This is a genomic window from Curtobacterium sp. NPDC098951 (assembly GCF_044759965.1).
Classification (GTDB): domain Bacteria; phylum Actinomycetota; class Actinomycetes; order Actinomycetales; family Microbacteriaceae; genus Curtobacterium.
Genome location: NZ_JBIWAG010000002.1, coordinates 789,285 through 812,501, shown reverse-complemented (window position 1 = coordinate 812,501; position 23,217 = coordinate 789,285). Strand labels below are relative to the sequence as shown.

23 protein-coding genes and 1 tRNA gene are annotated in these 23,217 nt (G+C 67.9%); 9 read left to right on the top strand and 15 right to left on the bottom strand.

Annotation, left to right across the window (positions count from 1 at the left end; translation table 11 throughout):
- Nucleotides 1-98: 98 nt before the first annotated feature.
- From ACIQUC_RS08440 to ACIQUC_RS08400, 9 genes are all read right to left on the bottom strand, one after another.
- Complete coding sequence (locus ACIQUC_RS08440) at nt 99-1,124, bottom strand: hypothetical protein (RefSeq protein WP_402265464.1); 1,026 nt, start codon at nt 1,122-1,124, stop codon at nt 99-101.
- Complete coding sequence (locus tag ACIQUC_RS08435) at nt 1,124-1,378, bottom strand: hypothetical protein (protein ID WP_402265461.1); 255 nt, start codon at nt 1,376-1,378, stop codon at nt 1,124-1,126. The genes ACIQUC_RS08440 and ACIQUC_RS08435 overlap by 1 nt, the downstream gene beginning before the upstream one ends.
- Nucleotides 1,366-2,220, bottom strand: coding sequence for an antitoxin VbhA family protein (locus tag ACIQUC_RS08430; protein ID WP_402265458.1), 855 nt, complete (start codon nt 2,218-2,220; stop codon nt 1,366-1,368). Before ACIQUC_RS08430 ends, ACIQUC_RS08435 begins: the two co-directional genes overlap by 13 nt.
- A 40-nt stretch (nt 2,221-2,260) precedes the next feature.
- Nucleotides 2,261-2,539 carry a hypothetical protein gene (locus ACIQUC_RS08425; protein ID WP_402265455.1) on the bottom strand — a complete coding sequence of 93 codons (279 nt, stop codon included), beginning with the start codon at nt 2,537-2,539 and terminating at the stop codon, nt 2,261-2,263.
- Nucleotides 2,539-3,573 (bottom strand): hypothetical protein, encoded by a 1,035-nt coding sequence (locus ACIQUC_RS08420; protein ID WP_402265452.1) that lies wholly within the window; start codon nt 3,571-3,573, stop codon nt 2,539-2,541. The genes ACIQUC_RS08425 and ACIQUC_RS08420 overlap by 1 nt, the downstream gene beginning before the upstream one ends.
- Entirely contained in the window at nt 3,566-3,880 is a 315-nt protein-coding gene (locus ACIQUC_RS08415; protein ID WP_402265449.1) for a hypothetical protein, read from the bottom strand. Before ACIQUC_RS08415 ends, ACIQUC_RS08420 begins: the two co-directional genes overlap by 8 nt.
- Complete coding sequence (locus tag ACIQUC_RS08410) at nt 3,873-4,457, bottom strand: hypothetical protein (protein ID WP_402265446.1); 585 nt, start codon at nt 4,455-4,457, stop codon at nt 3,873-3,875. The genes ACIQUC_RS08415 and ACIQUC_RS08410 overlap by 8 nt, the downstream gene beginning before the upstream one ends.
- Nucleotides 4,458-4,646: 189 nt before the next feature.
- Complete coding sequence (locus ACIQUC_RS08405) at nt 4,647-5,225, bottom strand: helicase associated domain-containing protein (RefSeq protein ID WP_402265443.1); 579 nt, start codon at nt 5,223-5,225, stop codon at nt 4,647-4,649.
- 288 nt (nt 5,226-5,513) lie between these two features.
- Nucleotides 5,514-5,990, bottom strand: coding sequence for a helix-turn-helix domain-containing protein (locus ACIQUC_RS08400; protein WP_402265441.1), 477 nt, complete (start codon nt 5,988-5,990; stop codon nt 5,514-5,516).
- 124 nt (nt 5,991-6,114) lie between these two features.
- Here ACIQUC_RS08400 and ACIQUC_RS08395 point away from each other — a divergent pair, with 124 nt between their 5' ends.
- Genes ACIQUC_RS08395 through ACIQUC_RS08380 form a run of 4 tightly spaced genes read left to right on the top strand, consistent with a single transcriptional unit; the run spans nt 6,115 to nt 11,803 of the window.
- Nucleotides 6,115-6,957 (top strand): TnsA-like heteromeric transposase endonuclease subunit, encoded by an 843-nt coding sequence (locus ACIQUC_RS08395; RefSeq protein WP_402265438.1) that lies wholly within the window; start codon nt 6,115-6,117, stop codon nt 6,955-6,957.
- On the top strand, nt 6,954-8,891 hold the full coding sequence (locus ACIQUC_RS08390; protein ID WP_402265435.1) for a hypothetical protein: 1,938 nt from the start codon (nt 6,954-6,956) through the stop codon (nt 8,889-8,891). The genes ACIQUC_RS08395 and ACIQUC_RS08390 overlap by 4 nt, the downstream gene beginning before the upstream one ends.
- 12 nt (nt 8,892-8,903) lie before the next feature.
- Nucleotides 8,904-9,977, top strand: a complete 1,074-nt coding sequence (locus tag ACIQUC_RS08385) for a TniB family NTP-binding protein (RefSeq protein WP_402265433.1) — start codon at nt 8,904-8,906, stop codon at nt 9,975-9,977.
- Nucleotides 9,974-11,803 (top strand): zinc-ribbon domain-containing protein, encoded by a 1,830-nt coding sequence (locus ACIQUC_RS08380; RefSeq protein ID WP_402265430.1) that lies wholly within the window; start codon nt 9,974-9,976, stop codon nt 11,801-11,803. Before ACIQUC_RS08385 ends, ACIQUC_RS08380 begins: the two co-directional genes overlap by 4 nt.
- Nucleotides 11,804-12,007: 204 nt before the next feature.
- Here ACIQUC_RS08380 and ACIQUC_RS08375 read toward each other — a convergent pair.
- Nucleotides 12,008-12,078: transfer RNA gene (locus ACIQUC_RS08375), tRNA-Gly, on the bottom strand.
- 210 nt (nt 12,079-12,288) lie between these two features.
- Here ACIQUC_RS08375 and ACIQUC_RS08370 point away from each other — a divergent pair.
- Nucleotides 12,289-13,356, top strand: a complete 1,068-nt coding sequence (locus ACIQUC_RS08370; RefSeq protein ID WP_402265428.1) for a DUF6177 family protein — start codon at nt 12,289-12,291, stop codon at nt 13,354-13,356.
- Nucleotides 13,346-13,693: a hypothetical protein gene (locus ACIQUC_RS08365; protein WP_022907058.1), complete on the top strand. Its 348-nt coding sequence runs from the start codon at nt 13,346-13,348 to the stop codon at nt 13,691-13,693. The genes ACIQUC_RS08370 and ACIQUC_RS08365 overlap by 11 nt, the downstream gene beginning before the upstream one ends.
- 82 nt (nt 13,694-13,775) lie before the next feature.
- On the opposite strand, the gene ACIQUC_RS08360 is transcribed toward ACIQUC_RS08365, so the two are convergent.
- Together ACIQUC_RS08360 and ACIQUC_RS08355 are read right to left on the bottom strand one after the other, a co-directional pair.
- A complete protein-coding gene (locus ACIQUC_RS08360) occupies nt 13,776-15,821 on the bottom strand; it encodes a cytochrome c oxidase assembly protein (RefSeq protein ID WP_402265424.1) in 2,046 nt (681 codons plus the stop codon).
- 82 nt (nt 15,822-15,903) lie between these two features.
- The gene (locus ACIQUC_RS08355) at nt 15,904-16,995 is read right to left on the bottom strand and encodes a GNAT family N-acetyltransferase (RefSeq protein WP_402265421.1); all 1,092 of its coding nucleotides are present in this window, start codon (nt 16,993-16,995) and stop codon (nt 15,904-15,906) included.
- An 88-nt stretch (nt 16,996-17,083) separates the two neighbouring features.
- On the opposite strand from ACIQUC_RS08355, the gene dcd reads away from it, so the two are divergent.
- The 3 genes from dcd to ACIQUC_RS08340 are packed head-to-tail and all read left to right on the top strand — an operon-like array spanning nt 17,084 to nt 18,607.
- Nucleotides 17,084-17,671 carry a dCTP deaminase gene (gene dcd, locus ACIQUC_RS08350; protein ID WP_402265418.1) on the top strand — a complete coding sequence of 196 codons (588 nt, stop codon included), beginning with the start codon at nt 17,084-17,086 and terminating at the stop codon, nt 17,669-17,671.
- 46 nt (nt 17,672-17,717) lie between these two features.
- Complete coding sequence (locus ACIQUC_RS08345; RefSeq protein WP_402265415.1) at nt 17,718-18,233, top strand: helix-turn-helix domain-containing protein; 516 nt, start codon at nt 17,718-17,720, stop codon at nt 18,231-18,233.
- Complete coding sequence (locus tag ACIQUC_RS08340) at nt 18,230-18,607, top strand: DUF86 domain-containing protein (protein WP_402265412.1); 378 nt, start codon at nt 18,230-18,232, stop codon at nt 18,605-18,607. Before ACIQUC_RS08345 ends, ACIQUC_RS08340 begins: the two co-directional genes overlap by 4 nt.
- 221 nt (nt 18,608-18,828) lie before the next feature.
- On the opposite strand, the gene ACIQUC_RS08335 is transcribed toward ACIQUC_RS08340, so the two are convergent.
- From ACIQUC_RS08335 to mmsA, 3 genes are all read right to left on the bottom strand, one after another.
- Entirely contained in the window at nt 18,829-19,932 is a 1,104-nt protein-coding gene (locus ACIQUC_RS08335; protein ID WP_022907053.1) for a sugar-binding protein, read from the bottom strand.
- Between the two features lie 85 nt (nt 19,933-20,017).
- The gene (mmsB, locus tag ACIQUC_RS08330) at nt 20,018-21,310 is read right to left on the bottom strand and encodes a multiple monosaccharide ABC transporter permease (protein WP_402265409.1); all 1,293 of its coding nucleotides are present in this window, start codon (nt 21,308-21,310) and stop codon (nt 20,018-20,020) included.
- Nucleotides 21,307-22,830: a multiple monosaccharide ABC transporter ATP-binding protein gene (mmsA, locus tag ACIQUC_RS08325; protein WP_402265725.1), complete on the bottom strand. Its 1,524-nt coding sequence runs from the start codon at nt 22,828-22,830 to the stop codon at nt 21,307-21,309. Before mmsA ends, mmsB begins: the two co-directional genes overlap by 4 nt.
- Between the last annotated feature and the right edge of the window lie 387 nt (nt 22,831-23,217).

Genomic DNA, 23,217 nt, shown 5'->3' with positions numbered 1-23,217 from the left:
CCGGAGGATCCGCACACCCTCTGTCGCTATCGCCCGTCCGATTTGATTCTCACGACATTGTCCCGAACGGACGTTCGCGCACCAGACGGCAGTACTCGTTAGCTCGGCAGATTGTGCCGCAAGTCGTATCCGGTGTCGGCGGCGAACTGCAGCCGGTTGCGTACTTCTTCAAGCGATGCCGCGTCGTCGTCGTTGCGGAAGTCGGCGCGGAGGAGCGTGTTGGCGGTGATGATGTCGTCAGTGCGGTCTTTGTATCCGGCGGCGGCTGCGGTGAGGAAGATCGTGGGGTCGGCGGGCCGGATGAGTTCGGTGCCGGCGAAGCCGATCGTATCGGGTTCGAACCCGAGCGCAGCCATGTCGACTTCATCCTCGGTGAACGCGACGACTTGGTACGGCATCTTCCGCTTGCTGATGGCTGGGTAGCCGGGCCGGTCGGAGATGGCGCGGCCAGAGATACGGCAGCCCGCGCTGATGAGGCGTTCCGCCTGCTCGACGAGCGGCAAGTCAGACGTCCACCGAGTCCTCACACCGCCTGGTCCGGGGTAGCAGGCGATGGCGAAGTCGATCAGGCCGCCGACCTGACGAGATTCCCACCCGATGTCGGTGCGGTGCACGCGTTTGCCGAGGCGTGCGAGCGCGTCGTCCACCTGCCCCGCCGTGAGCCCTGACCGCACGAGTCCGTCGAAGGTGGAGCCGTTGACGGCGAGCAAGCGTGCGACAGCGAAGGTGTTGTAGATGGGTGCGGCATCCTTCCATCGGTCGTGCACGCCAAGGACCTGTTCGCCGTCGATCCAGACGCGGCGCCGGTCGATATCGACGAGCAGTACGGTTTCGGTTTGTTCTGCGAGGGCGATCTGTGTCGCCGTCACGGTTCGCGGCGCCAACAGCAGCAGGTCCGCAGCAGCTCCTTCGCTGCGAGGTCGTTGCGTCAACGAGGGAAAGCGTGCGCGGCGGCCGTCGGGGAGGCGGATGGTGTCGTGCGACTCGATGACCGCAGCAAGCCCTGCGAGCTTGAGGACGGTCAGTGTGAGGGTGAGATCGGTGGTGTCGCCGAGCCCGTATGGCATCGTGATCTGCGGGCGGCCGGAGTACGCGGCACTAACCCATTCGAGCCCTGGCATCATCAGCTGCGGCCTTCCGGGCTGTCGGGGCGGGTGAGCGCGACGAGCCACCGGGTTTCTTCGAGGAACGGTTCCCACCCATCGCGGGTGTCGCCGTGGGCTGGTTTGCAGATGTTGCCGGTGTCGGTGCTGCGGAGGATCACCTGCCACAGCTCGCTGCTGGGTGGGTCGCGAAAGAACGCGTGCCCGTGCACGCCGGTGGCGTCAACGGCGACGTTAAGGAGGAACAGGTCGGGCCGGCGGTTCACGACCGCCACTTCCGTCCGCGGAATAGGGCGATGATCGTCGACAGGGGTCGTCCTTGCTGCATCCAGTCCAACGGCGTGAGGACTCGGTCGTCGACGGTGAGGAAGGTGCGGGGTGTGGTCATGAACTCCGTCATCGCGGCAGCGTCGAGGAGCGGCTGCGGTGCTGCCGCGTAGAGCACGTCGAGGCCGGGCAGTAGTGCCGCAGGGCCGCCGTCGTTAAGTCGGAGGAGTTGCCAGTCGGGGATGCGTTCTTCGTTGTCGAGGTCGAAGCTGAGCAGCCGGTTCGCCTCGAACAGCTCGCCGACGTCGTCGATGCTGACCTGCAGGGCCGCCGCGGCCTCCGCCTCGGTGAGGGTGGTGTCGAGGAGGTTCCTGCGGATGCGGGCTTGGGTTGTCTGCCACCAGTCCTCGGGCACATCTGCCGGACCAACCGCGGAGTGTTCGGGTTGGCGGGGGATCTGTCGGCCGTCGTCCGCGTAGGCGGAGAGTTGTTCGCGGGTGACTTCACCGCGGGCGTACATCCACAGCTGTGCCTGCCAGGGCATGTCGTCCGGGAACCCTTCCAAGTAGCCGGAGTGGATCACCGCTCGAACGGCCTTCTCCCGTCGGGCGATTTCGGTGGCGGGGATGAGAAGGGTCTGCACGATGCGGTTCGCTTCCCGCACCGCAGGCACCGAAAGGTCCGACAGGACCGTGTCGGTCTTGTCGTAGAGCTCGTACCCGGGCTCGACGTCGATGGGGCGGACGAGGATCTGCGCCAGGTGCGCGTCCGGGTTGTCGGTGTCCTCGAGGAGGACGTGCCCCCAGAGGATCCAGTCATTCGATAGGTGCAGGGACACCAGACGCATCATCAGCGAGAACCTCCAAAGGGAAGGGTGCGAGCAGGACGGATCATGGATGCTGGGGGAAGTCGGCGGTGGTGCGGCCGATGCGCCACGGCGTGTAGCGGAGGATGAACCGCATGATGCGGTCGGCTTCGACCATCTCCGGGTCCGTCGGGTCCTGCCCGTCCGGGTCGACGTTGGTGAGGCGGAACCAGGGCGGTTCGTCGGCGTGATCGATGAGGACCACCGCGAGCTTGTCGTCCGGGTGATCCGTGTCGGTGAACATGACGGACCCGAAGAACCGGGCGTCGTCATACGCCAACGTCAGCGACAGCAGCTGCAGCATCAATCCGCCCCGCCCTCACCGTCGCCGTTGCCGGGGTGCCAGCGGAGGTCGTGGGCGAGGTCGGATTGGAAGTGCAGCAGCTGCCATAACCCGTTGACCGCGTCCGTGTTCGCGGTCACCCAGTCGGCTTCGTAGAGGACGTGTGCGGTGATGAAGTCGTCCGTGCAGCACCCTTGCGCGCTTGTGAGGATGGTGGTGTCTTGCGGGATGATGACCCTCACTGTCGCGTCATCCGCGGACGCCGGCTCGTAGCCGAGCGTCTGCATGTCGGGATGGTCGGGGAAGAACGCGGTCAATCGGTCCGGGGCGACGAGGACGCCGGACTGCTGCGCCGCCCACCGGTCCGACATCACTCCACCCAAAGCGATGAGTTCGTCCGCTTGCTGATCGATGGTGTCGTCCCGGCGCCAGCAGGTGCGGACCCCGCCGTATCCCGGGTACGCCGCGAGGGCCCAGTCGACCAGCTGGCCGAGGTCTGCGGCTTCCCACCCAAGAGGCGTGTGGAACACGTGCGCGCCGAGGGCTGGCATGGCGGCGCGCACCTCCTCGGCGGGAACCCCGATGCGTTCGGCGATGTCGTGCGTGCCACCACCGTGTAGGACGATGCTGCGAGCGATCGCGAACACGGTCCGCCAGCCCGGTGTCGCTTCCCGCTGCATCGACGTGCCAGACAGCTGCCGGCCGTCCGCCCACACCCGACCACGTTTCCCATTCACGACCACCAGGTCGGGGTAGCGGCGCACCAGTGACAGCACCCCACCTTCGGAACCGCCAGGCAGGAGGATCACATCATCCACACGGCCGCCAGTACCGCCCCCGTCGGTGATGGTGGTGGTCGGGTCGGGGGTGGCGAGGAATGCGGTGCGGCCGTCGTCGAACCGGAGCCGGTCGAACGCCTCCACTCGTGCCGGCATGCCTGCAGCGGCGAGGGCGGTGAGGGTCTGGGTGATGTCGATCGTGTAGCCGAGCCCGAACGGCAACGACAGAATCGTCTGCTCGTGACGGATGTCCTGCACCCACTGCCGGTCAGGCATCAGCCTGCCCCATCGCTTCCGGACCACGCCCCACCGCACGAAGCTCGGACAGCACGTCCATCACCTGCGTCGCTGCTACCAGCAGCGGGTCAGCAGGGTCCGTCAATCGCGTTCCGTTGAGGAGCGTAAACACCCACCCGTCCTCGGTGGTGCGGACGCTGACGGTTCGTTGCAGGATGGATGGCCCGGTGGAGTTCGTGAACGTCATCCCCGCCAACGTGGGCCAGATGACGGCGTCGAACTGCGCCGACAACGACAGCAGCCGCAACGGAACCGGCTCGAACCGCGGCGGACGGTGGTCAGGCATCGCTCGCCAGCCTCGGGTCGTCCTCCGACAGCCGCTCCAGCCCGAGCCCGGATGCGTCGAGGATCGCGTCTTCTGACTCCGCCGTGGCGACGAACGACCCGATCTGCGCGTTGACCGCGACAAGAGTCCCTATCCGACTCCGCGCGTCCAACACCACCGCGGCAACCTCCTCGGCGGTGCAGTCAGACGTCAGCTCCGGCTTAGAGGGGTGCAACGCCGGAAACTCAAGCTGCTGCACCGGCGGATGCCACTTCACCCCGATTCGAAGCACCCGGTCGTCGGAGTCGTTGCGGTAGAACATCGCGCCGAACGGATGACCCATATCGAGCGTGAGATCCGCGCCGTGGAGTGTCCAACCTGCGGCGGCGTAGGCCGGGTCCCAGCGCTGCACCGAAAGGGCACCGAGCCCCATCTTCAAGCCCGGGATCAGCGCCTGGCCGTCCTGCAGTTCCGCGTAGAGGGCCTGCAGGTTCGGGGGACTCTGGTCCCGCATGTCCGACAACGGGATCCGTGCAATGCCTCGGATGGCGGCCTGCTGCCGTTCGCGGCGCTCAGCTTCGTCCCTGTTTGCGCTCATCGTCGCTTCGCTTTCGTGCTTTTCCGGACCTCTGGTCGGCGACCTGCTGCGCCATCTCGGCTGGTGGATGCCGGTGCTGTGAACGCTACGAAACAGGTGACGTTGGCGGTGGCTCGGGAGCGCATCTCCGTCCAGGAGCAGGAAAGTTCCTCGCGGATCCGCCAACAGCGCAGGCTCCTGCTGACGCGGCTACAGAACGCGGTAGGTGGCATCGCGGAGCCGGCGTGCACGGTCCGTTGGGAGGGTGCCGTTGCGTCGTGCCGCTCGTTGCTGTGTGGCCCAGCGGGCGATCGCTCGCTCGGTCGGATCAGGGGCGTCGCGACGAGGTGCACGTCCCGTCTGCGCCCAAAACGACTGATGCCGCATCAGCTGCTCTACCCACCGGTCCTCGTGCGGGTCCCACCGGAAACCGGGAAACGCCTCCAGGCGGAGCGTTTGGTAGCTGCAGTGGCCGGCGCGGACTTCTGGGCGGCGCTGGTACGCGAGCCGGTCGACGAGCGCTTGCTCCTTCGTCCTTGCACGTGGGCGGCGAGAGTCTGACCGGGGCAGTCGTCCGGTGTCGCTGACGAAGTCGTCGAGGTCGTGGATGAAGTTGACCCAGTTCCTGACGGTGGTCGCGGACGATGCGTTCTCCCCGATGTCGGCGAGGTAGAACTCGACGCCCCTGCGCTGGTCGACGCTCAGGAGCGGGATCGGCCGGTCGGCAACTTCTGCGTAGAGCTCGTGGAGCTCGAAGACGTAATCCTGCGCGCCGTCAGACGTGTCCATTGATCCCTTCCCGGGACCGGCGGTCGGTCCCGGGAAGGGTTATGCGCGGACGCGGGCAGGATCACGTCGACGGGGTCCTGCTCGTTGGGTGCTTCGTCCAGAAGCAGGAAACAGAACGCGTCGTCGACGCTTACGGTCGCTACACATCCGCAGGCAGGACGCCTTTCCGGCCCGCGATCACATCAAGGACGGCTGTCGTGGCGCCGCGGACGCCGGAGCAGTCGACGAAGCTCGGGAAAGGAGCACCAGCAGCACCTCGCACTCGCGCTGCTGCGCGAGATTGGCCTCTTACCGAGAGCGCGGCGCCTGGTGCACACCGGCAGTGTTCGACGCCCGCTGTGCCTGCGCTGCCCGCATTTGGCGGAGGACTGCCTGCGCGGTGCGTTCGGGTATCGCCTCCAGCAACGCCTGCAAGTCACTCGCTGCGGGGGCTTTCGGCGCCTGCACCGCTGGCGCGTCCACGACATCCCCAAGGACGAGGTCGGCGAGCGCGATGTCCTCGAGCCGCAGGATCGCCTCCCCGCGCAGCAGCCGAAGCAGCCTCGGGTAGCTCGTCTGCGCCTGGGTTGCGTACTGCTTCGGGCTGAGCCCTCGCGCTTGCATGCGTTCTCGGATCCGCAGCACCTGCTGATGCTGCAGCTGCGCGGCCCGGAGAAAGACCTCCGCCCGCGGGTCAGCAGCCTGCACCCACCGCAGCACCGGCGTGTGCCCGAAGCCCCGCGCATCCTCGGCGAAGTCCCGGGGGGCGAACCGCGGCCCTGCCATCTCGACCCCTTCCGACCCCCGAAACGTGCCTAAAAAGCACCATAAGGAGCATATTCATGCCAGAAGCAGGACCCAAATCGCGTTTTCGCCCCGCTAGCGTCGGCGTCGCAGCATAGGGGTAGACATGACCCTCACCACCGCGATGAACCCAGCACTGGCGTTCGGTTCGCGCTCCCTCCCCCGCCCTCGGCCCTCCAGGCCGAGGACCAGCCGACCGCAGCGCACGCTCACTCCCGCGGACGCTGCGGAGCTCGCGCTGCCGGCGACCGTCACCTGGATGCCGGACGAAGAACGCGCCCGCCCGAAGACGGCACCCGCGAACTCGGACCTGCTCAACCAAGAGCTCTACGACGTCGCGCTCTTCCGGCAACCGCACCGGTACCCGCGCCAGAAGAACATCCAGGGGTTGTACTTCTTCACCGGCGCCAGGAAGCACATCTGGCACGAATCGCAGCTCGAGGCGCAGGTGATGCGTTGGCTCGACATGCGAGAAGACATCGTCGCGCTCAGCGCCCAGCCGGTGCGTATCGACTTCGCGGACGGCACGTCGCACACGCCGGACCTGCTGACGCTGCACAGCGACCACCGTCAGGTGCTTCGCGATGTGAAGCCGGAGAAGTACGTCCCGAAGTTCCAGGAGCAGTTTGCGAAGACGCGCGCGTTCTGTGAGCACGTCGGCTTCCACTACGAACTCCACCACGAGCTGCCCCGACAGGTCGACGTGAACCTGTCGTGGATTGCCGGGTTCAAGCACCACGGCTACCGACCCCCTCCAGAAGCCATCTCCCGAACGGTCGACGCCCTGCGCCAGCCGCTGCCGCTCCACGACGCCGCGCGACTGCTCGCTCCCGAGGACCTCGCTCGCGGCCGCTCTGGCCTGTTCCACCTCATCTGGACCGGACTACTCGGCCTCGACCTCACCACCCCTATCTCCGACCGCACATTCGTCGAACGGCTCCTCCCATGAACAACATCAACACCGATGACCCCGTCGAGTTCCGTGACGGCAGCATCCACCAGTTCGTCACCCGCTCGGGCAGCGTCATCCGCCTCCGCAACATCGCCACGGGCCAGGTCCAAGACATGCACATCGCTGAGCTCAGCCAGCAGGCGGCCGGCCTGCCTAGGACGTTCACCGAGCACATTCGTCGCTTCGAAACGCTTCCGCAGAAGCACAAGACGGCTGCGATGACGTTGGCTGACCACCTCGAAGAAATCGAAACGGGTGTCAACCCCGCTCGAACCGGTCGTCGCGCGGAGTACGACCTCGACAAGACCACACAGAACGAGCGAGTCGCGGCCAAGGTGCAAGAGCTGCGCAAGAGCGGGCAGAAGGCCTCTCGCGCGACCCTTATGCGCAAGCTCGCCGCCTACCGAGAGCGCGGAACTTCCGCGCTTGCTGACGGCCGCGCGCACCGCTCGGACCCTCCCATGAAGAACATCCACCCAGACATCTTCGAGGCGCTCTGCGCCGTCATCGCGGACCAGCGGAATCGTTCGACCGGCACCAAGAGCCGCCTTATCGACGAAACCGCTAAGCACCTGGTGATGTGGCGTGGGGCAGATGCGCCGTCCATGCCGTCGAACGCGACGATGTACCGCTACATCGACCTGCTGACCATCGGCAAGCACACAACTGGCTCCGCGTCGACGCGACGGTCGCTGGCAAACAGGCCCGTCCGGGTCTTCAACACCCGGACGGAGTTGCTGCCCGGCAACGAAGTGCAGGTCGACTCCACCACCCTCGACCTCCTCGTCAAGTCCCCGGGCGGCGCCGCTGTCCGCCCCATCCTCACGGTGCTGTTCGACCGTGCCACCAGGCTCGTCCTCGCGTTTACGCTTCGGCTCACTGCGGCGAAGGCCGTTGACCACGTCGCGCTTCTCGCGCAGGCGCTGACACCGCCGCAGAACCGCCCGGACAACAGCGAGTTCCGTGCCATGGTGCAGCGGGTGAACCCAGGCGTGCCATTGATGGACGCGGATGAGCGGCGCGACTGGGAACAGTCGAGGCCGTTCGTCCACCCCCGCTGCATCGTCATGGACAACGGCAAGGACTTCATCTCCGAAGCCTTCCGCGCCGCCGCCGAGATGCACAGCATCGACATCCGCTACAGCGCTCCGCACACCCCGACGAGCAAGCCCCTCGTGGAACGCAACTTCGGCAGCATCGACAGCCTGCTCATCCAGTACCTCAACGGCTACGTCGGACGCTCCCCCGAATACCGCGGGTACCGCGTCGAGCAGGAGGCGCTGATGGACATCTACGCCCTCCACGAGCTCCTTGACGACTGGTTCCTGAAGTTCTGGAACCACCGTCCCCACGGTGGCCTGCGCGACCCGCTCGACCCGAGCATCGTGCTCACCCCGTTTCAGATGTTCACCGCCGCCTCGAGGGTGACCAGCAACCTCGAGACGACCTTCACCCGCGACGACTACATCGCCATGCTGCCGACCAAGCACCGCCGGGTGACCGACACCGGCGTCGTGGTCAACTACCGCCAGTTCGACTCAGATGAGCTCCACCCGCTGCGCAACACCCTGTCGGACGACAGCCGCCGCAAGGGCAAGTACGAGGTGAAGCTCGACCCGTACAACCCGTTCAAGGCCTGGCTGCCGAAGCCGGGCGGGGGCTGGATTGAGTGCACCCTCCGCAACGGCAACGCGAACCTTTACCCGCACCTCGAAGACCGCGACTTCGACCTCAACGACACCGACGAAGACGCCGACGAGGACCGCCGGAACGTCGCTGCAGTGACGGCGGCGCTCAGCGGAGCACCCCTGCACACCGCCATCGACACGGACACCGACACCGACACCGACACCGACACGGACACGGACATTTCCTCGCCCGACAACTCCCATGACGATGACACCGACGTCACCGTGTACGCCCTCTACTGAAACGAACGACCGATGATTCACTTCCACGGCGACGACCGCCCAGCAGCTCTTCACCGTCTCGAAAGCCTCGACAGCTTCCTCGCGTCGACCTCCGAGCCACCACCTGCCCTCGACGACCGGTCCTACGCCGCCCTTTCGGAGCAGGAACGTGCCGCTCACGACCGGGCGCGCGTCGTGCACCTTTCCGGGGGCATCGTTCTCGCCACGCCGCACTACGCCACGGCCCGCACCCAGCTCGAGAAGGCATTCGCCGCGAACGCCGGACGGAACTCCGGCCACGCCGGACTCGTCATCTCCGGCGGCTCGACCCTCGGCAAGACCACGCTGTGCAAGAGCCTCATGCGGCACATCTACCGCTCCTACGGGGCCCAGGTTCCCGAATTCCGCGCACACAACCGCATTCCCGTCGTCTACATCGAAGTTCCCGCGGGCTCCACCGGGAAGCTGCTCATGCGCACCTTCGCCGACTTCTTCGGCCTCACCGTCAGCAGCAGCGAGACGATGCTGAGCATCCGAAATCGGGTTGTCGACCTCATGAACTCTGCCGGAACGCAACTCATCGTCATCGACGAACTCCACAACCTCGCTAGCCACACCCAGGGCAACGGGGAATCGCACGACCTCCTGAAGAACCTCCACAACGACCTCGCCGCGACGTTCCTCTACGCCGGCATCAACGTAAAGAAGATGCTCGCAACCGAACGTGGAGCACAGATAGGCGGACGGTTCTCCCTGCTGGAGCTGCACCCCTACAACCTCAGCGACCTGAAGGACGCCAGGACATGGAAGGCGCTCATCAGCACGTTCGAGAAGCAGCTTCCCCTCCGCCACCACGAACACGGCACCCTCACCGGCCACTCGGACTACCTGCACGACCGCACCAACGGCTCCATCGGCAGCCTCGGCCGCCTCCTCACCGGAGCAGCCACCGACGCAATCATCGACCCGAGCATCCCATTCGAGCGCATCAACCGAGCCCTGCTCGACGCGCAGCAGCTCGACGCCGCCGCCGAAGCCGCCTACGCCAACCGGGTCAGCCGGACCGCACACAGCAAGAAGACTCGCCGCTCAGGAATCGCAGCATGAACGACCATCTCTCCCGCCCCTACCCGATGACGCTCAGGCCGCTGCACTTCGAAACCGAAGACAGCTACACGCGTCGACTGCTGAAGGTGAACCGAGAGTTCGAATCGCACCAGAAGCAGCTACTACGCACCGCGAAAGCGGAGACGGGGAGCCTCGCCTGGAAGGACGTGCTCGAGCTGAAGACCGGTCGCAGCTTGCGCTTCGGCGCCCCGCTCTCCACTGCCGAACTCAACGGTGGCGAACACCGCTGCGAGCTCTGCCCGGACGCTGGCACTGCCAGGCTGATGTGCACTCTCTGCGCCAAGGGCGAGACGGTTCTGCAAGCGCCCCACTTCACGAGCCCCGTGTGCATCCGGCACCGTCGCTGGGTCGGACTCGACCTCTCCACCAGGCAGAGCACAGTCGACGCCGCCACCGTCCGCGCAGCGCTCCGCTTCAACCGCCTGCGGAACAGCGGCCGACTGACCCCGCACCTCTTCAACGTCCTTCGAAGCGCAACTGCTCGAATCGGCAACGGCGATGTGGCCGACCTCGCCATCATCGTCGACATCGCCGCCGCCGTGACCACCGGCCGGTTCCTCGGGCACCTCCTGCGCCCTGGCACGGACTACGCCCACGCTCACGCCGTCCTCACTGACGCTGTAACCGGTCCTGCTGGCCGCAACGCCACCAAGGTCACCGCAGCCCTCTGGGGTTACTTCCGCCCGACGTTCTGGGCTCTCCGCCATGCAGTCGTCACGGCAACGCCGCACGAACTGGCATGGGCACACGACCACGCCGTCCCGCAGTACCTCGCCGACGCCTACATCGCCGCACACCAGGTCATCCCCTTCGCGTCGTACAACGCAGCAGGCAAGGGCAGCAGCGGTCGCCTCATCGGCCGTGGCGGCCTTGTCATCTGTGACCACGGGCACCAGCACTCGAGCAAGCGCCGATGCCCGGTCTGCACCAACAGCGCGGTCGCACCCGGCTACAACGACCTCGCCACTACCCACCCCGACATTGCCAAGGAGCTCGACCCAGTTCTCAACGGCGCCACCACTGCACAGACCATCCAAGCCGCGGCCCGGCTCAGCCTCGCGTGGCGGTGCCCGCGCAACCGACACGTCTACTGGGCGACCGCGTCCAACCGAACGCAGGGCGGCACGAACTGCGGCATCTGCAGCAACCGCACCATCGTCCCCGGCATCAACGACCTCACCACCACCCACCCCCGACTCGCAGCCGAACTCGACCCCGCCTACGAAGCAGGTCACCCGGCAACCAAGATGTGCGCCGGCAGCGGCGACAAGCCCGAATGGATCTGTCCCGACTGCGGACACCACTACAAGATGTCCCTCTACAACCGGAGCCAAGGCTCCGGCTGCGAACCCTGCCGCCGCGCTCGGCTCCAAAGCGAGCGCACGAGCCTCGTCGACACGCACCCTGACATCGCTGCGCAGTGGCACCCCACCCGCAACAACGGCAAGCAGCCCGAGGACTACTCGCACGGCTCCAACGACACGGTCTACTGGCTGTGCACCACCGGCGCCGCCCACTGGTATCCGCAGCGCATCGACCGGAAGGTCCAGGGCTACGGATGCTCGCTCTGCTCCAGCCGGCGACTGGTCCTCCGAGTCAACGACCTCGCAACCACCGATCCGCTCCTCGTCACCGAGTGGCATGACTACCTCAACGCGCCCAAGCGGCCCGAGTTCATGTTCGCCGGCACCGACCGCCACTGGTGGAAGTGCGCCTTCGGACACGTCAAGCAACAGAGCGTCCCGAACCGTCGGAAGTCGCGCGGATGCACCGAGTGCGAACCCGAGGACCGGATCCTCAACTGAAACCGAACAACACGACAACGACGGCGAAGCGCATCAGCTTCGCCGTCGTTGTCGTCGTACTGACCAGTCGGCCCGGAAGGTCTCACGTCTAGTGAGAAGAATCTGGAACGCGTCAATCTGGCGTTCTCAAGCAGCGCATGGTCTCATCGCTGCGAAAGAGTCTCACCTGTCTCGAGAAACGACACGGGCGGCCCTTCGTGTCGGAGCGAGTGACGGGAATCGAACCCGCGCTACCAGCTTGGGAAGCTGGAGTTCTACCATTGAACTACACTCGCGCGCCCGCTCAGCGGGACGTGGCAAGCCTAGCGGATTCTGCGCTGGACGCCAGCCGAGTGCCCGCCGAGCGTGGTGTTGCCCACTCGCACCGCGCCTCCCGACCGCACCCGTGTCTCCGCTGTGAGCCGGTCCGTCCGACGGACAGGTGTCGCCCTCGTGTGTACCGTCCAGGTGGATCCGCACGACCCGCGAACCCGAGGAGGACCCGGATGGTCAGGCATCCCCTCATCGACGACGTGGTCGGCCCCGCGATCGTGGTCGACTCGGCTTCGCCGGTGGTGTGGCTGACCGAGGCGCTCGCCTCCCTGCTCCGTCGGGCAGCGGACTCCGGACGCTTCGTCCTGCTCCGCACCGGCCCCGGATCGGCCCTCACCCCGGCGCTCCGGCATGCCCTCGGTGCGTACGGCGCGGCCTGGGCCGTGACCGACCCGGACGGCACCCTCCGGGACGGCCGGACGGGCGTCACCGCCTCGCACATCGAGGACTTCGTGCACCGCGGCCCGGAGCTCGTCGGCACACCATCGCCCGAGCACCCGGTGGCCCGCGACTCCGTGCGCCAGATCAGCATCGACCTCACGCTCCGGCACCACTCCGAGCGCGCCGTCGACATCGGCTCCGCGATCGAGGCGCTGTGCGAGACCGTCGGCACCTGCCCCACCCGCTGGGGCACCGCCGAGCCGCTCACCGTGCCGTGGGACCGCTGGGTCGTCACGCAGTACGCCAAGCACGAGGCGCCGGCCGTGTCGACGTCGTACGCCGTGGGCGAGGGGTTCTCGGCGACGATGACCGCGCACCTGCTCGACGGCGTCGTGGTCGAGACGATGTCCGCCGTGCTCACGGTGCCCGAGGACGGCACCGACCGGTCCCTCGCCCCGAAGCTGCTGGACGCCGTGCACCGCGTGGCCGAGGACGTCGAACCCGTCTTCGGCGTCGTCATGCAGCGCCGTGGCGACGCCGACCACCTCGTCCGGGCCGTGTCGCACGGCGAGCCGGAGCCGCTCGCGGTCGTCGTCGGTCCCGAGGCCACCGAGTTCCTCGACCGGGACGGCGTGTGGCCCCCGCCGCGCACCACCACCTCGACGTTCGGCGGCGGCGGCCTGGTCGTCCGCCTCGACGACGGCTGGCAGGCGCTCGAGGCGTTCCTCGACCGGATCGACGAGGACCGCTTCCTGCACCTCGTCGGCGGCGCTCCGCTCGACCCCGCCCACGACGAGGGCACGCTGGACGGCCACGTCGGGGACGGCTCGCACGTGTTCGGCGGTCGCCGTGCCCCGTGACGTCACGCTCCTCTGCCGCGGACCGGTCGAGACGCGCGACGTCGCCGAGGCCCTGCTGCTGCACGACGAGGGCTGGGGTGTCCGCGCCCTCGACGACGGCCCGGTCATGCAGGTCTGTCGTGACGCCACGCACCCCGTGATCACCGTGCTCGGGGTCCGGCGAGTGGACGCCCTGGACGAGGTCGAACGGATCCTTCCGGACGCCCCGACGCTGTCGACACCGCTGTGGTGGGTGGACACCGTGACGCCGGCGGGCGCGGACGGCGAGTCCGGGATCTCGGCCGCGCTCGAGGCCGCGATGGACCTCGACGCGGTCTGCATCGTCCACGGCGACTGAGCGGCGGCGCGGCAGCCGCCCCGAGCCGCCGCCCCGAGCCGCCGCCCCGAGCCGCCGCCCCGAGCCGCCGCCGCCCGGCGCGTCAGTCGCGGTCGTGCATCGCGGCGAGCTGCTCGTTGTAGGCCTTGAGGTCGGCGTCCCCGTCACGCTCGGCCTTGCGGTCGAGGCGCTTCGCGTCGCGTGAGTCCGACCGCACCCAGTTCCGCACCACGAGGAGCGCCACGAACACCATCGGCAGCTCGGACGCTCCCCACGCGATCCCGCCGCCGGTGTGCTGGTCGGCGAGGAGCGCGGCGTCGTTCGTCTGGCCGAGCGCGTGGAACCAGTCGATCGCGAACACGGACTCCGACGTCATCACCGCGACACCGAAGAACGCGTGGAAGGCCAGGGTCGCGAGCAGGGCGATGATGAGGATCGGGTACTGCGGACGCTTCGGGCCCGGGTCGACGCCGATGAACACCCAGAAGAACAGGTAGCCGCTGAACACGAAGTGCACGACCATCGCGACGTGCCACTCGTGCGACTGCATGGCGTACTCGTAGGCGGGCGTGAAGTAGAACACGACGAGGGACCCGGCGAAGATCACCCCGGCGACGGCCGGCTTCGCGAGGAACTGCATGTACCGCGAGTGCGTGAACAGCATGAGCCACTCACGGGCGCCGCGGGACCCGTCGTTGCGGACCGGCAGGGTGCGGAGCGCGAGCAGCACCGGGCCGCCGAGCACCAGCGGCAGCGGCACGAACATCATCAGCAGCATGTGCTGGATCATGTGCGACGAGAAGTGGATCATGCCGTAGACCGCCGGCCCGGCCGAGGTCGTCCAGATGAACAGCGCGCACCCGAGGAGCCAGGCGACGGTGCGCCCGACCGGCCACGAGTCGCCGCGCCGGTGGAGCTTCCGGACGGCGAGCAGGTACCAGCCGGCCCCGACGACCGCGAGTGCGAGCCACACCCAGTCGATGTGCCACTCGGTCAGGTAGGTCTGCACGGTCTGCGGCGGCGGGTACGGGAAGCCGATGAGCCCGGAGCGGGTGTCGTCGCCGGTCTCCGGGGTCTGCGGGATCGGCGGCTGCGAGCGGGAGACGGCGACCGAGACACCGATCGCGATCGCCATGAAGACGATCTCGGCGAGCGCGAACCGCACGAACAGCCGGCGGTCGAGCGGCGCGCGGAGGAGCCCGGGCACGAGCCGACGACGCTGGACGACGCCGGCGAGCCCGAGCAGCACGAGGATGGCGGCCTTGACGGTGATGAGCCACCCGTACGTCGTCGTGACCAGGTCGAGCGGTCCGGTCAGGCGGAGGGACGCGTTCACGATGCCCGAGAAGGCGACCGCGGCGAACGCCCACCCGGCGAGCGTCGAGTACCGCGACACCACGCGGCCCGTGGCGCCCTTGGTGCGCGTCCGCAGGGCCACGACGGCGACGAGGCCACCGGCCCAGACGCAGACGGCGACGAGGTGGACCGCGAGCGAGTTCACCGCGTTGGCGTGCTCGAGCGACCCGGCGGCGTGCCCGGAGAGCGCGAGCGGCAGCAGCGCGAACAACCCGGCGACCGTCGCGACCGCGAGCGTCGTCACGCGGGTGGCGAAGGCCGCGACGACGGTGGCGACGAGGATCGCCACGGCGGAGACCACGAGCGCCTGACCGATCTCGACCTGGAACGCGAAGAGCAGGAAGTTGCGGGCGAACACGGGGTTCGTCAGCGGCACGCCGAGGGTGTTCGCGCCCGTCAGCACGATGCCGACGACGGCGGCGAGGAACCAGACCGCTCCGGTCACGGCCGCCCAGCGCGCGGCGCGGTGCTGCACGCTCGACATCGCCCGGTGGTCCTTCTTCTGTGCCGGCAGCGCGAAGGCGGCGACGACGAGCAGCCCGATCGTCAGCGCCGCCATGGTGTCGTGCACCACGCGGGCGACGGGCAGCCCGTACTCGACGAGGTCGCCGGCGGACACCAGCTGCTGGTTCGCGGTGAAGGCGCCGGTGAGCGTCATCCCGAGGATCGAGCACGCCACCGCCAACGGGACGGCGACGACGAGGACGGTCGCGACGGTGGACGTGCGCGCGGTGACGGGCGCCGATTCCGGCGCCGCGCCTCCTGGCTGGGTTTCGGGTGACGTGACGGTCATGACCGTCCAATGGTAGGCGTCGGGGCCTGGAGGCGCGGCGTGCGTCGCGCGCACCGGCTGCGGCCCGCCTCAGGCCACGCCGTCAGACGCGCCGCTCCCAGATGCCCTCGCTCCCGACACCGACGAACCCGACGGCCTCGTTGACGTCGAGCATCGGGCGGTTCTCCTCGGCGTTGAACGTGATGATCGACGGGTGCCCGGGGAAGTCCTGTTCGATGCGCTCGATGCCGGCAACCTTGAGGAGCCAGCCGAGCCGGTGCCCGCGGTGCTCCCGCAGCACGAGCGTGTCGCCCTGCATGACCGGCTGGTGGGCGGCGTCGGGCACCGCGAGCTGCGTGAAACCGGCCAGGGTGGTCGTCGGCAGGTGCTCGACCGCGACCGTGACCATCGTGCGGGGTGAGCGTTCCAGGTTCGCCTCGTGCTCCGTCAGACGCTCCCGGGTCCAGACGTCCTCCGGCTCCTCCATGTCACCCTCGGGGGCGTCGGTGCTCATCCGCGTCTCGAGGAGCGCGATGCCGTCGAGCCACTGCTCCGGCGTCGGCCCGGTCCAGGCGTGCACCCGGTACGCCGGTCCGGCGGCGGTCACCGCCCGGTCGTGGAGCTCGCGCACGACGGAGTGGTCGGCGGGCAGCGCGAGGCGGCTGATCCGGTTGACCTGCCCGAACCGCCAGCTGCGTCCGGTGAGGAACCGCGTGCCGGCCTCGTCCTCCGGCACGGCGCCGTGGCCGGTGGGCGGCACGAGGTACCCGGGGCCGGAGGCCGGGCCGACCTGGCTCGACACCGCGTACGTCTTCCACTGCGTGCGGCCGTCGGCGCGGGCGAGTCGTTCGAGGTGGTCGGCCAGCAGCGTGCCGATGCCGCGGCGCTGGTGCTCGGGTGCGACGGCGACCGCGAGCCAGCAGTTCGGGGTGCCCGCGGCCTGCTTCGTGTCGTAGGAGCCGGCGGCCACGACCTCCCCGCCGGCGTCCCGGACCACGAAGAGCCGGCTCGGTGCCGCGCTGTCGAGCAGGTACGGCAGCTGCTCCTCGGGGGTCCAGAGGATCTCGGGCAACCCGGTGACGGCGACCTCGGCGGCGTTCTGCACGCGGACCCAGTCGCGGAAGGACTGCACCGTCGCGGGGTCGTCGCCCATCGTCACGGGCACGTCGATCTCGTGCACGGTGTACGCGGTCATGTCGTTCCTCCCGGCCGTGTGACGCCGCCCGACGCTGGGCAGCCTCGCAGCTTACCGGCGCCCGTGCGGCTGCCGCTAGGCTCGTCGCGTGCTGCTCTCCGACCGCGACATCACCGCCCAGCTCGCCGAGGGCCGGATCGGCCTCGACCCGTACGACGCCTCGCTCGTCCAGCCGTCGAGCATCGACGTCCGGCTCGACAAGTTCTTCCGGCTGTTCGACAACCACAAGTACCCGCACATCGACCCGGCGACGGACCAGCCCGACCTCACCCGGCTGGTGGAGACCGACCCGGACGAGGCGTTCGTGCTGCACCCGGGGGAGTTCGTCCTCGGCTCGACGTACGAGGTCGTGACGCTCCCCGACGACATCGCGGCGCGGCTCGAGGGCAAGAGCTCGCTCGGTCGCCTCGGGCTCCTGACCCACTCGACGGCGGGCTTCATCGACCCGGGCTTCTCCGGCCACGTCACGCTCGAGCTCTCGAACGTGGCGACCCTGCCCATCAAGCTCTGGCCGGGCATGAAGATCGGCCAGCTCTGCTTCTTCCAGCTCTCGAGCCCGGCCGAGAAGCCCTACGGTTCGGCCGAGTACCAGTCGCGCTACCAGGGCCAGCGGGGGCCGACACCGTCCCGCTCGGCGCAGAACTTCCTGCGGACGGACGTCTCCCGCCGCCCCTGACGCCGGTCGACCGGACGACATTTCGCATTCTGTGTATCGTGGCGACATGTCCGTAGCCACCCCACGACCCGTGCTGCCAGTGTCGGCCGCCGGGCTCATCCGGGACGCCCGTCTCCGCGCCGAACTCACCCAGGTGCAGCTCGCGGAGCGCGCCGGCGTCACGCAGAGCGTCATCAGCACCTACGAGAACGGGCGTCGCGAGCCGTCCCTCGCCGCGCTGCAACGCCTCCTGCTCGCCGCCGGGTTCACCACCGAGATCGACCTGCACCCCGTCGAGGAGTCGCCCCCGCTCCGCGAGCGGGTGATGGCAGCGCGGCGTGACCTGGTCGCGATCGTCACGCGACTCGGCGGCCGGAACCCCCGGCTGTTCGGCAGTGTCGCCCGTGGCGACGACGGTCCGGCGAGCGACGTTGACCTCATGGTGGACCTCGAGGCGGGGCTCGGCATCTTCGCGCTCATGCGGATCCAGGACGAGGCCGAGCAGCTCCTCGGCGTCCGGGTCGACGTCGTGGACGCGGCCGGCATGGGCGCCGACGCCGTCCGCGACGCGGTGCCGCTGTGAGCCGTGACCTCGAGGACCGGCTCGAGGACGTCATCCACGCGTGTGGGGTCATCGGGCGGTACGTCGACGACGATGCGCTGCCGGAGGACCTCGTGTACGACGCGGTCCGGATGCGGCTGGTCGAGATCGGCGAGGCGGTGCGGATGCTCCCGAGCGCGGTGACGTCGACCGAACCCGGCATCCCGTGGTCGCGTGTCTCGCTCCTCGGCGAGCGGCTCACCCGGCGGTACTTCGACACCACGCCGGCCGTCGTGTTCGGGACGGCGCGGGTGGACGTGCCCTCGCTCTGCGCGGCGGTGCAGCGCCTGCGCGCCGCGCACACGGCGCGCGGTGACCGACGGAGCGCGACCGGGGCGGTGGACCGGACCGGCTGACGGACGCGGGATGCGAGTCGCCCGGAACCGTGCCTCCCGTCCGCACGAGGCTCGGCCGACGGACGTTCCCGGTCGTGGCGCTGACCGTCCTGGTTCGCGATCACCGGGTTCCGTGAACCGGAACGGTCACCGTCGCAGGAGAGAACGGTGCACCGCGAACGCGGGACGGCCCCGTCTCGCCGGAGCGAGACGGGGCCGTCGTCGTGCTGTGATCGGGGAGATCAGCCCTTCTTGGCGAGAGCCTCGAGGGTGTCGTTGCCCTTGTAGGCCTCGACCGCGTTCTCCTTGGTGACGAGGACCGGGGTCAGCTCGATCGCCGGGACCGTCTTGACGCCGTTGTAGTTGTTCGTCTTGTCGATCTTGGTGTCGGGCTTGTCACCCTTCGACAGCGTCGAGACGAGGTCGATGGCGGCCTGCGCCTCTTCGGTGGTGTTCTTGTAGATCGTCGAGTACTGCGTGCCCTGCATGATGAGCGGGATCGACGCGGTCTCGGAGTCCTGACCGGTGACGACGGGGTTCGGCTTGCCGGCGGCCTTCGTCGCGGTGAGGATGGCGCGGGCGAGCGTGTCGTTCGGCGACAGGACGCCGTCGAGCTTGGTGTCACCCGAGTAGTACTGCGAGAGCAGGTCGGTCATGCGCGACTGGGCGTTCTGCGCGAGCCAGCCCTTGGTCTGGACCTTCTGGAACGTCTCCTGGCCGGACGTGACCTTGACGGTGCCGTCCTTGATCTTCGGCTCGAGCACGTTCATCGCACCGTTGAAGAACACGGTCGCGTTCGCGTCGTCCGCCGAACCGGCGAAGAGCTCGATGTTGTAGGGGCCGTCACCCTTCTCGGCCTTGAGGCCGTCGAGGAGTGCCTGCGCCTGCAGCTGGCCGACCTTGTAGTTGTTGAACGCCACGTAGTAGTCGACGTTCTTGGTGTTCAGGATGTTGCGGTCCCAGGCGATGACGGTGACGCCCTTCGCCTTGGCGGCCTTGACCTGCGAGCCGAGCTGCGAACCGTCGGCGGCGCCGATGATGACGACCTTCGCACCCTTGGTGACCATGCCCGAGATCTGCGACTGCTGGTCCGGGACGGGGTTGCCGGCGTTGGCGTACTGGATGTCGGCCTTGAAGCCGGCGTCCTCGATCGACTTCTCGAACGCGGCGCCCGCGAGCACCCAGTTCTGCGAGGTCTTGGCCGGCAGGGCGACACCGATCAGGTCACCCTTCTTGATCTCCGTGCTGGCGGAGTCCGAACCGGAGGTCCCGCGTGCGGAGCAGCCGCTGAGGGCGAGGCCCGCGACGAGGGCCAGGCCGATGCCGGCGATGAGCTTCTTGCGCATGAGATTGCTTTCTCTTCGTTGAGGGGTGGTGCTGTGGTGGTGGGGATTCGTGCGCCGGGCGGACTGAACCGCCCGGCGCCACGTTCTACTGGGTGTTGACCTTCTGCGGCTGGTCCTCGATGGACCGCGGCTGCTGGGCCTCGACCGTGTTCTGTTCGGTGTCCTTGCGCTGGAACTGGCGCATCATGCCGCCGATCAGCGACGGACGACCCTGGGACTTCGAGTAGACGTCGAAGGCGACCGCGACGAGGAGCACGAGACCACGGATGATCTGCACCTTGTTCGACTCGATGCCCATGAGCTGGAGACCGTTGGACAGGAGCGCCATCACGAGACCACCGATGATCGACCCGGAGATGGTGCCGATGCCACCGGCGACCGCGGCGCCACCGACGAACACGGCGGCGATCGCGTCGAGCTCCCAGCCGGTGCCGTCAGCAGGGCCGGAGGCGTTCGAGTAGCCGACGAAGACCATGCCGGCGACGGCGGCCAGGACCGACATGTTCGCCATCACGAAGAAGTTGACCTTGCGGGCACTGACGCCGGAGAGGACCGCGGCGCTGGCGTTGCCACCGACGGCGTAGACCTGGCGGCCGAAGATCGTGTTCTTCGTGATGAAGCCGTAGATGATCGTGAGGACGCCGAGGATGATCGCGACGATCGGGATCGACGTGCCGACGGGGCCGGCGGCGAACAGGTAGGTCGCGACGAGCGTGACGGCGACGAGGATGCCCGTGCGGACGATCGACACCCACAGCGGCGGGACCTCGGCCTGCATCTTCTTGCGGCGGCCGCGGCCACGCACCTCGATGACGATGAGCGCGATGATCGTGGCGAGGCCGATGAGCAGCGTGCCGTTCGAGAAGCCGAAGTCCGGGCCGAAGTCGCCGAGGTAGCCGGCACCGATGACGTTGTACGAGTCCGGGGTCGGCACCGAGGTCGACTGTCCGATGATCTGGTTCGCACCGCGGAAGATGAGCTGACCGGCGAGCGTCACGATGAAGGCGGGCACGCGGACGAACGCCACCCAGAAGCCCTGCCAGGCACCGACGAGCGCACCCACGGCGAGGCCGAGGATGATCGCGGCCCAGACCGGCCAGTGCCACACGGAGATCGACTGCGCGACGATGATGCCGACGAACGCCGCGACCGAACCGACCGAGAGGTCGATGTGGCCCGCGATGATCACCATCACCATGCCGAGCGCGAGGATGAGGATGTAGGAGTACTGCAGGAACAGGTTGATGACGTTCGTCGGCTCGAGGATCAGGCCGTTCGTCGTGATCGAGAAGAAGATCACGATCGCGATCAACGCGATGATCATGCCGTACTGGCCGATGCTGTTGCCCTTGCCGAACAGCAGTTTCAGGTTCTTCATGAGACGAGAGCGCCCTTCCGCGCGGAGGTCATGCTGCGCATGAGCGTTTCTGGATCGGCCTGTTCCGAGGGGATGTCGGCCGTGATCTGGCCCTCGAAGATCGTGTAGATCCGGTCGGAGAGGCCGAGGAGTTCGGGGAGCTCGGAGGAGATGAGGATGATGCCCTTCCCCTCTGCGGCGAGCTGCTGGATGATGCCGTAGATCTCGAACTTGGCGCCCACGTCGATGCCGCGGGTCGGCTCGTCGAGGATGAGGATGTCCGGGTCGGTGAACATCCACTTCGACAGGACGACCTTCTGCTGGTTCCCGCCGGAGAGCTTCCCGACGTTCTCCTCGACGGTCGGCACCTTGGTGCGGAGCATCTTGCGGTACTTCTCGGCGACGTTGTACTCCTCGAGGGAGTCCACGACGCCGGCCTTGGAGATCTTCGGCAGGTCGGCCGCGACGGTCGACCGCTTGACGGTGTCGAGCAGGTTGAGGCCGAGCGCCTTGCGGTCCTCGGAGACGTACCCGATGCCGTGCTCGATCGCCTGCTGGACGTTGGCGACCTTGATCTCCTCGCCGTCCTTGATGATCTGGCCGCCGAGCCACGTGCCGTAGGAGCGGCCGAAGATGCTCATCGCGAGCTCGGTGCGGCCGGCGCCCATCAGGCCCGCGAAGCCGACGATCTCGCCGCGCTTGACGTGGAAGTTCGAGCCCTTGCAGACCAGACGCGAGGAGTCGAGCGGGTGCTGGACGGTCCAGTCGCGGACCTCGAAGAAGGTCTCGCCGATCTTCGGGGTGCGGTCCGGGAAGCGGCTCTCGAGCGAGCGCCCGACCATGCCGCGGATGATGCGGTCCTCGTTGACGCCGTCGCCCTTGACGTTCAGGGTCTCGATGGTCTTGCCGTCGCGGATGATCGTGATCTCGTCGGCGATCTGCTCGATCTCGTTCAGCTTGTGGCTGATGATGATGCTCGAGATGCCCTTGGCCTTCAGCCCGACGATGAGGTCGAGCAGGTGCTGGGAGTCGTTCTCGTTCAGGGCCGCGGTCGGCTCGTCGAGGATGAGGAGCTTGACGTCCTTGTGCAGGGCCTTGGCGATCTCGACGAGCTGCTGCTTGCCGACACCGATGTTCTTGATCTGCGTGTCCGGGTCGTCGGCGAGGCCGACGCGGGCGAGCAGGTCCTGGGCGCGGAGCTGGGCGCTGGTCCAGTCGATCACGCCGAACTTGCCCGGCTCGTTGCCGAGGAACAGGTTCTCGGTGATCGAGAGCTCCGGGATGAGCGCGAGCTCCTGGTGGATGATCACGATGCCGGCCTGCTCGGACTGCTTGATGTCCTTGAAGCGGACCTCTTCGCCCTCGAAGACGATCTCGCCCTCGTAGGTGCCGTACGGGTAGACGCCGGAGAGGACCTTCATGAGGGTCGACTTGCCCGCGCCGTTCTCGCCGCAGATCGCGTGGATCTCGCCGGCACGGACGCTGAGCGAGACGTCGGAGAGCGCCTTGACACCAGGGAACTCCTTGGTGATCGAGCGCATCTCGAGGATCGTCTCGGGTGCGGTGATCGACCGGGTCTCGAGTCCGGTGTCGATCGGGGTTGACGCCACGGTGCATCTCCTTCTGCCGCTGCGATGCGGCAGTCCTTCGGGTGGTCCTGCTTGCGGCAGCGAAGGCACAGGAGGTCTGTGTGGACTTCGTTGTCGCGTCCGGTGTCCTGCCTGTGTGACGGTCCATGTGACCGTTCACATCGGCGGAACGGAGGTAATACTACGCACGGGATCGGCGCGCCTGTCAATTCGGATTGGTCGCGTTTTCGTAACGGCCCGCGTGATCTGGCGGAACGCGGGTCCGCACGTCCCCCGCGTTGGGGTACCGGGGCGGGTCCACAGGGGCCGGGAGGCGCGGCTCGGCTCCACTCGGCACCC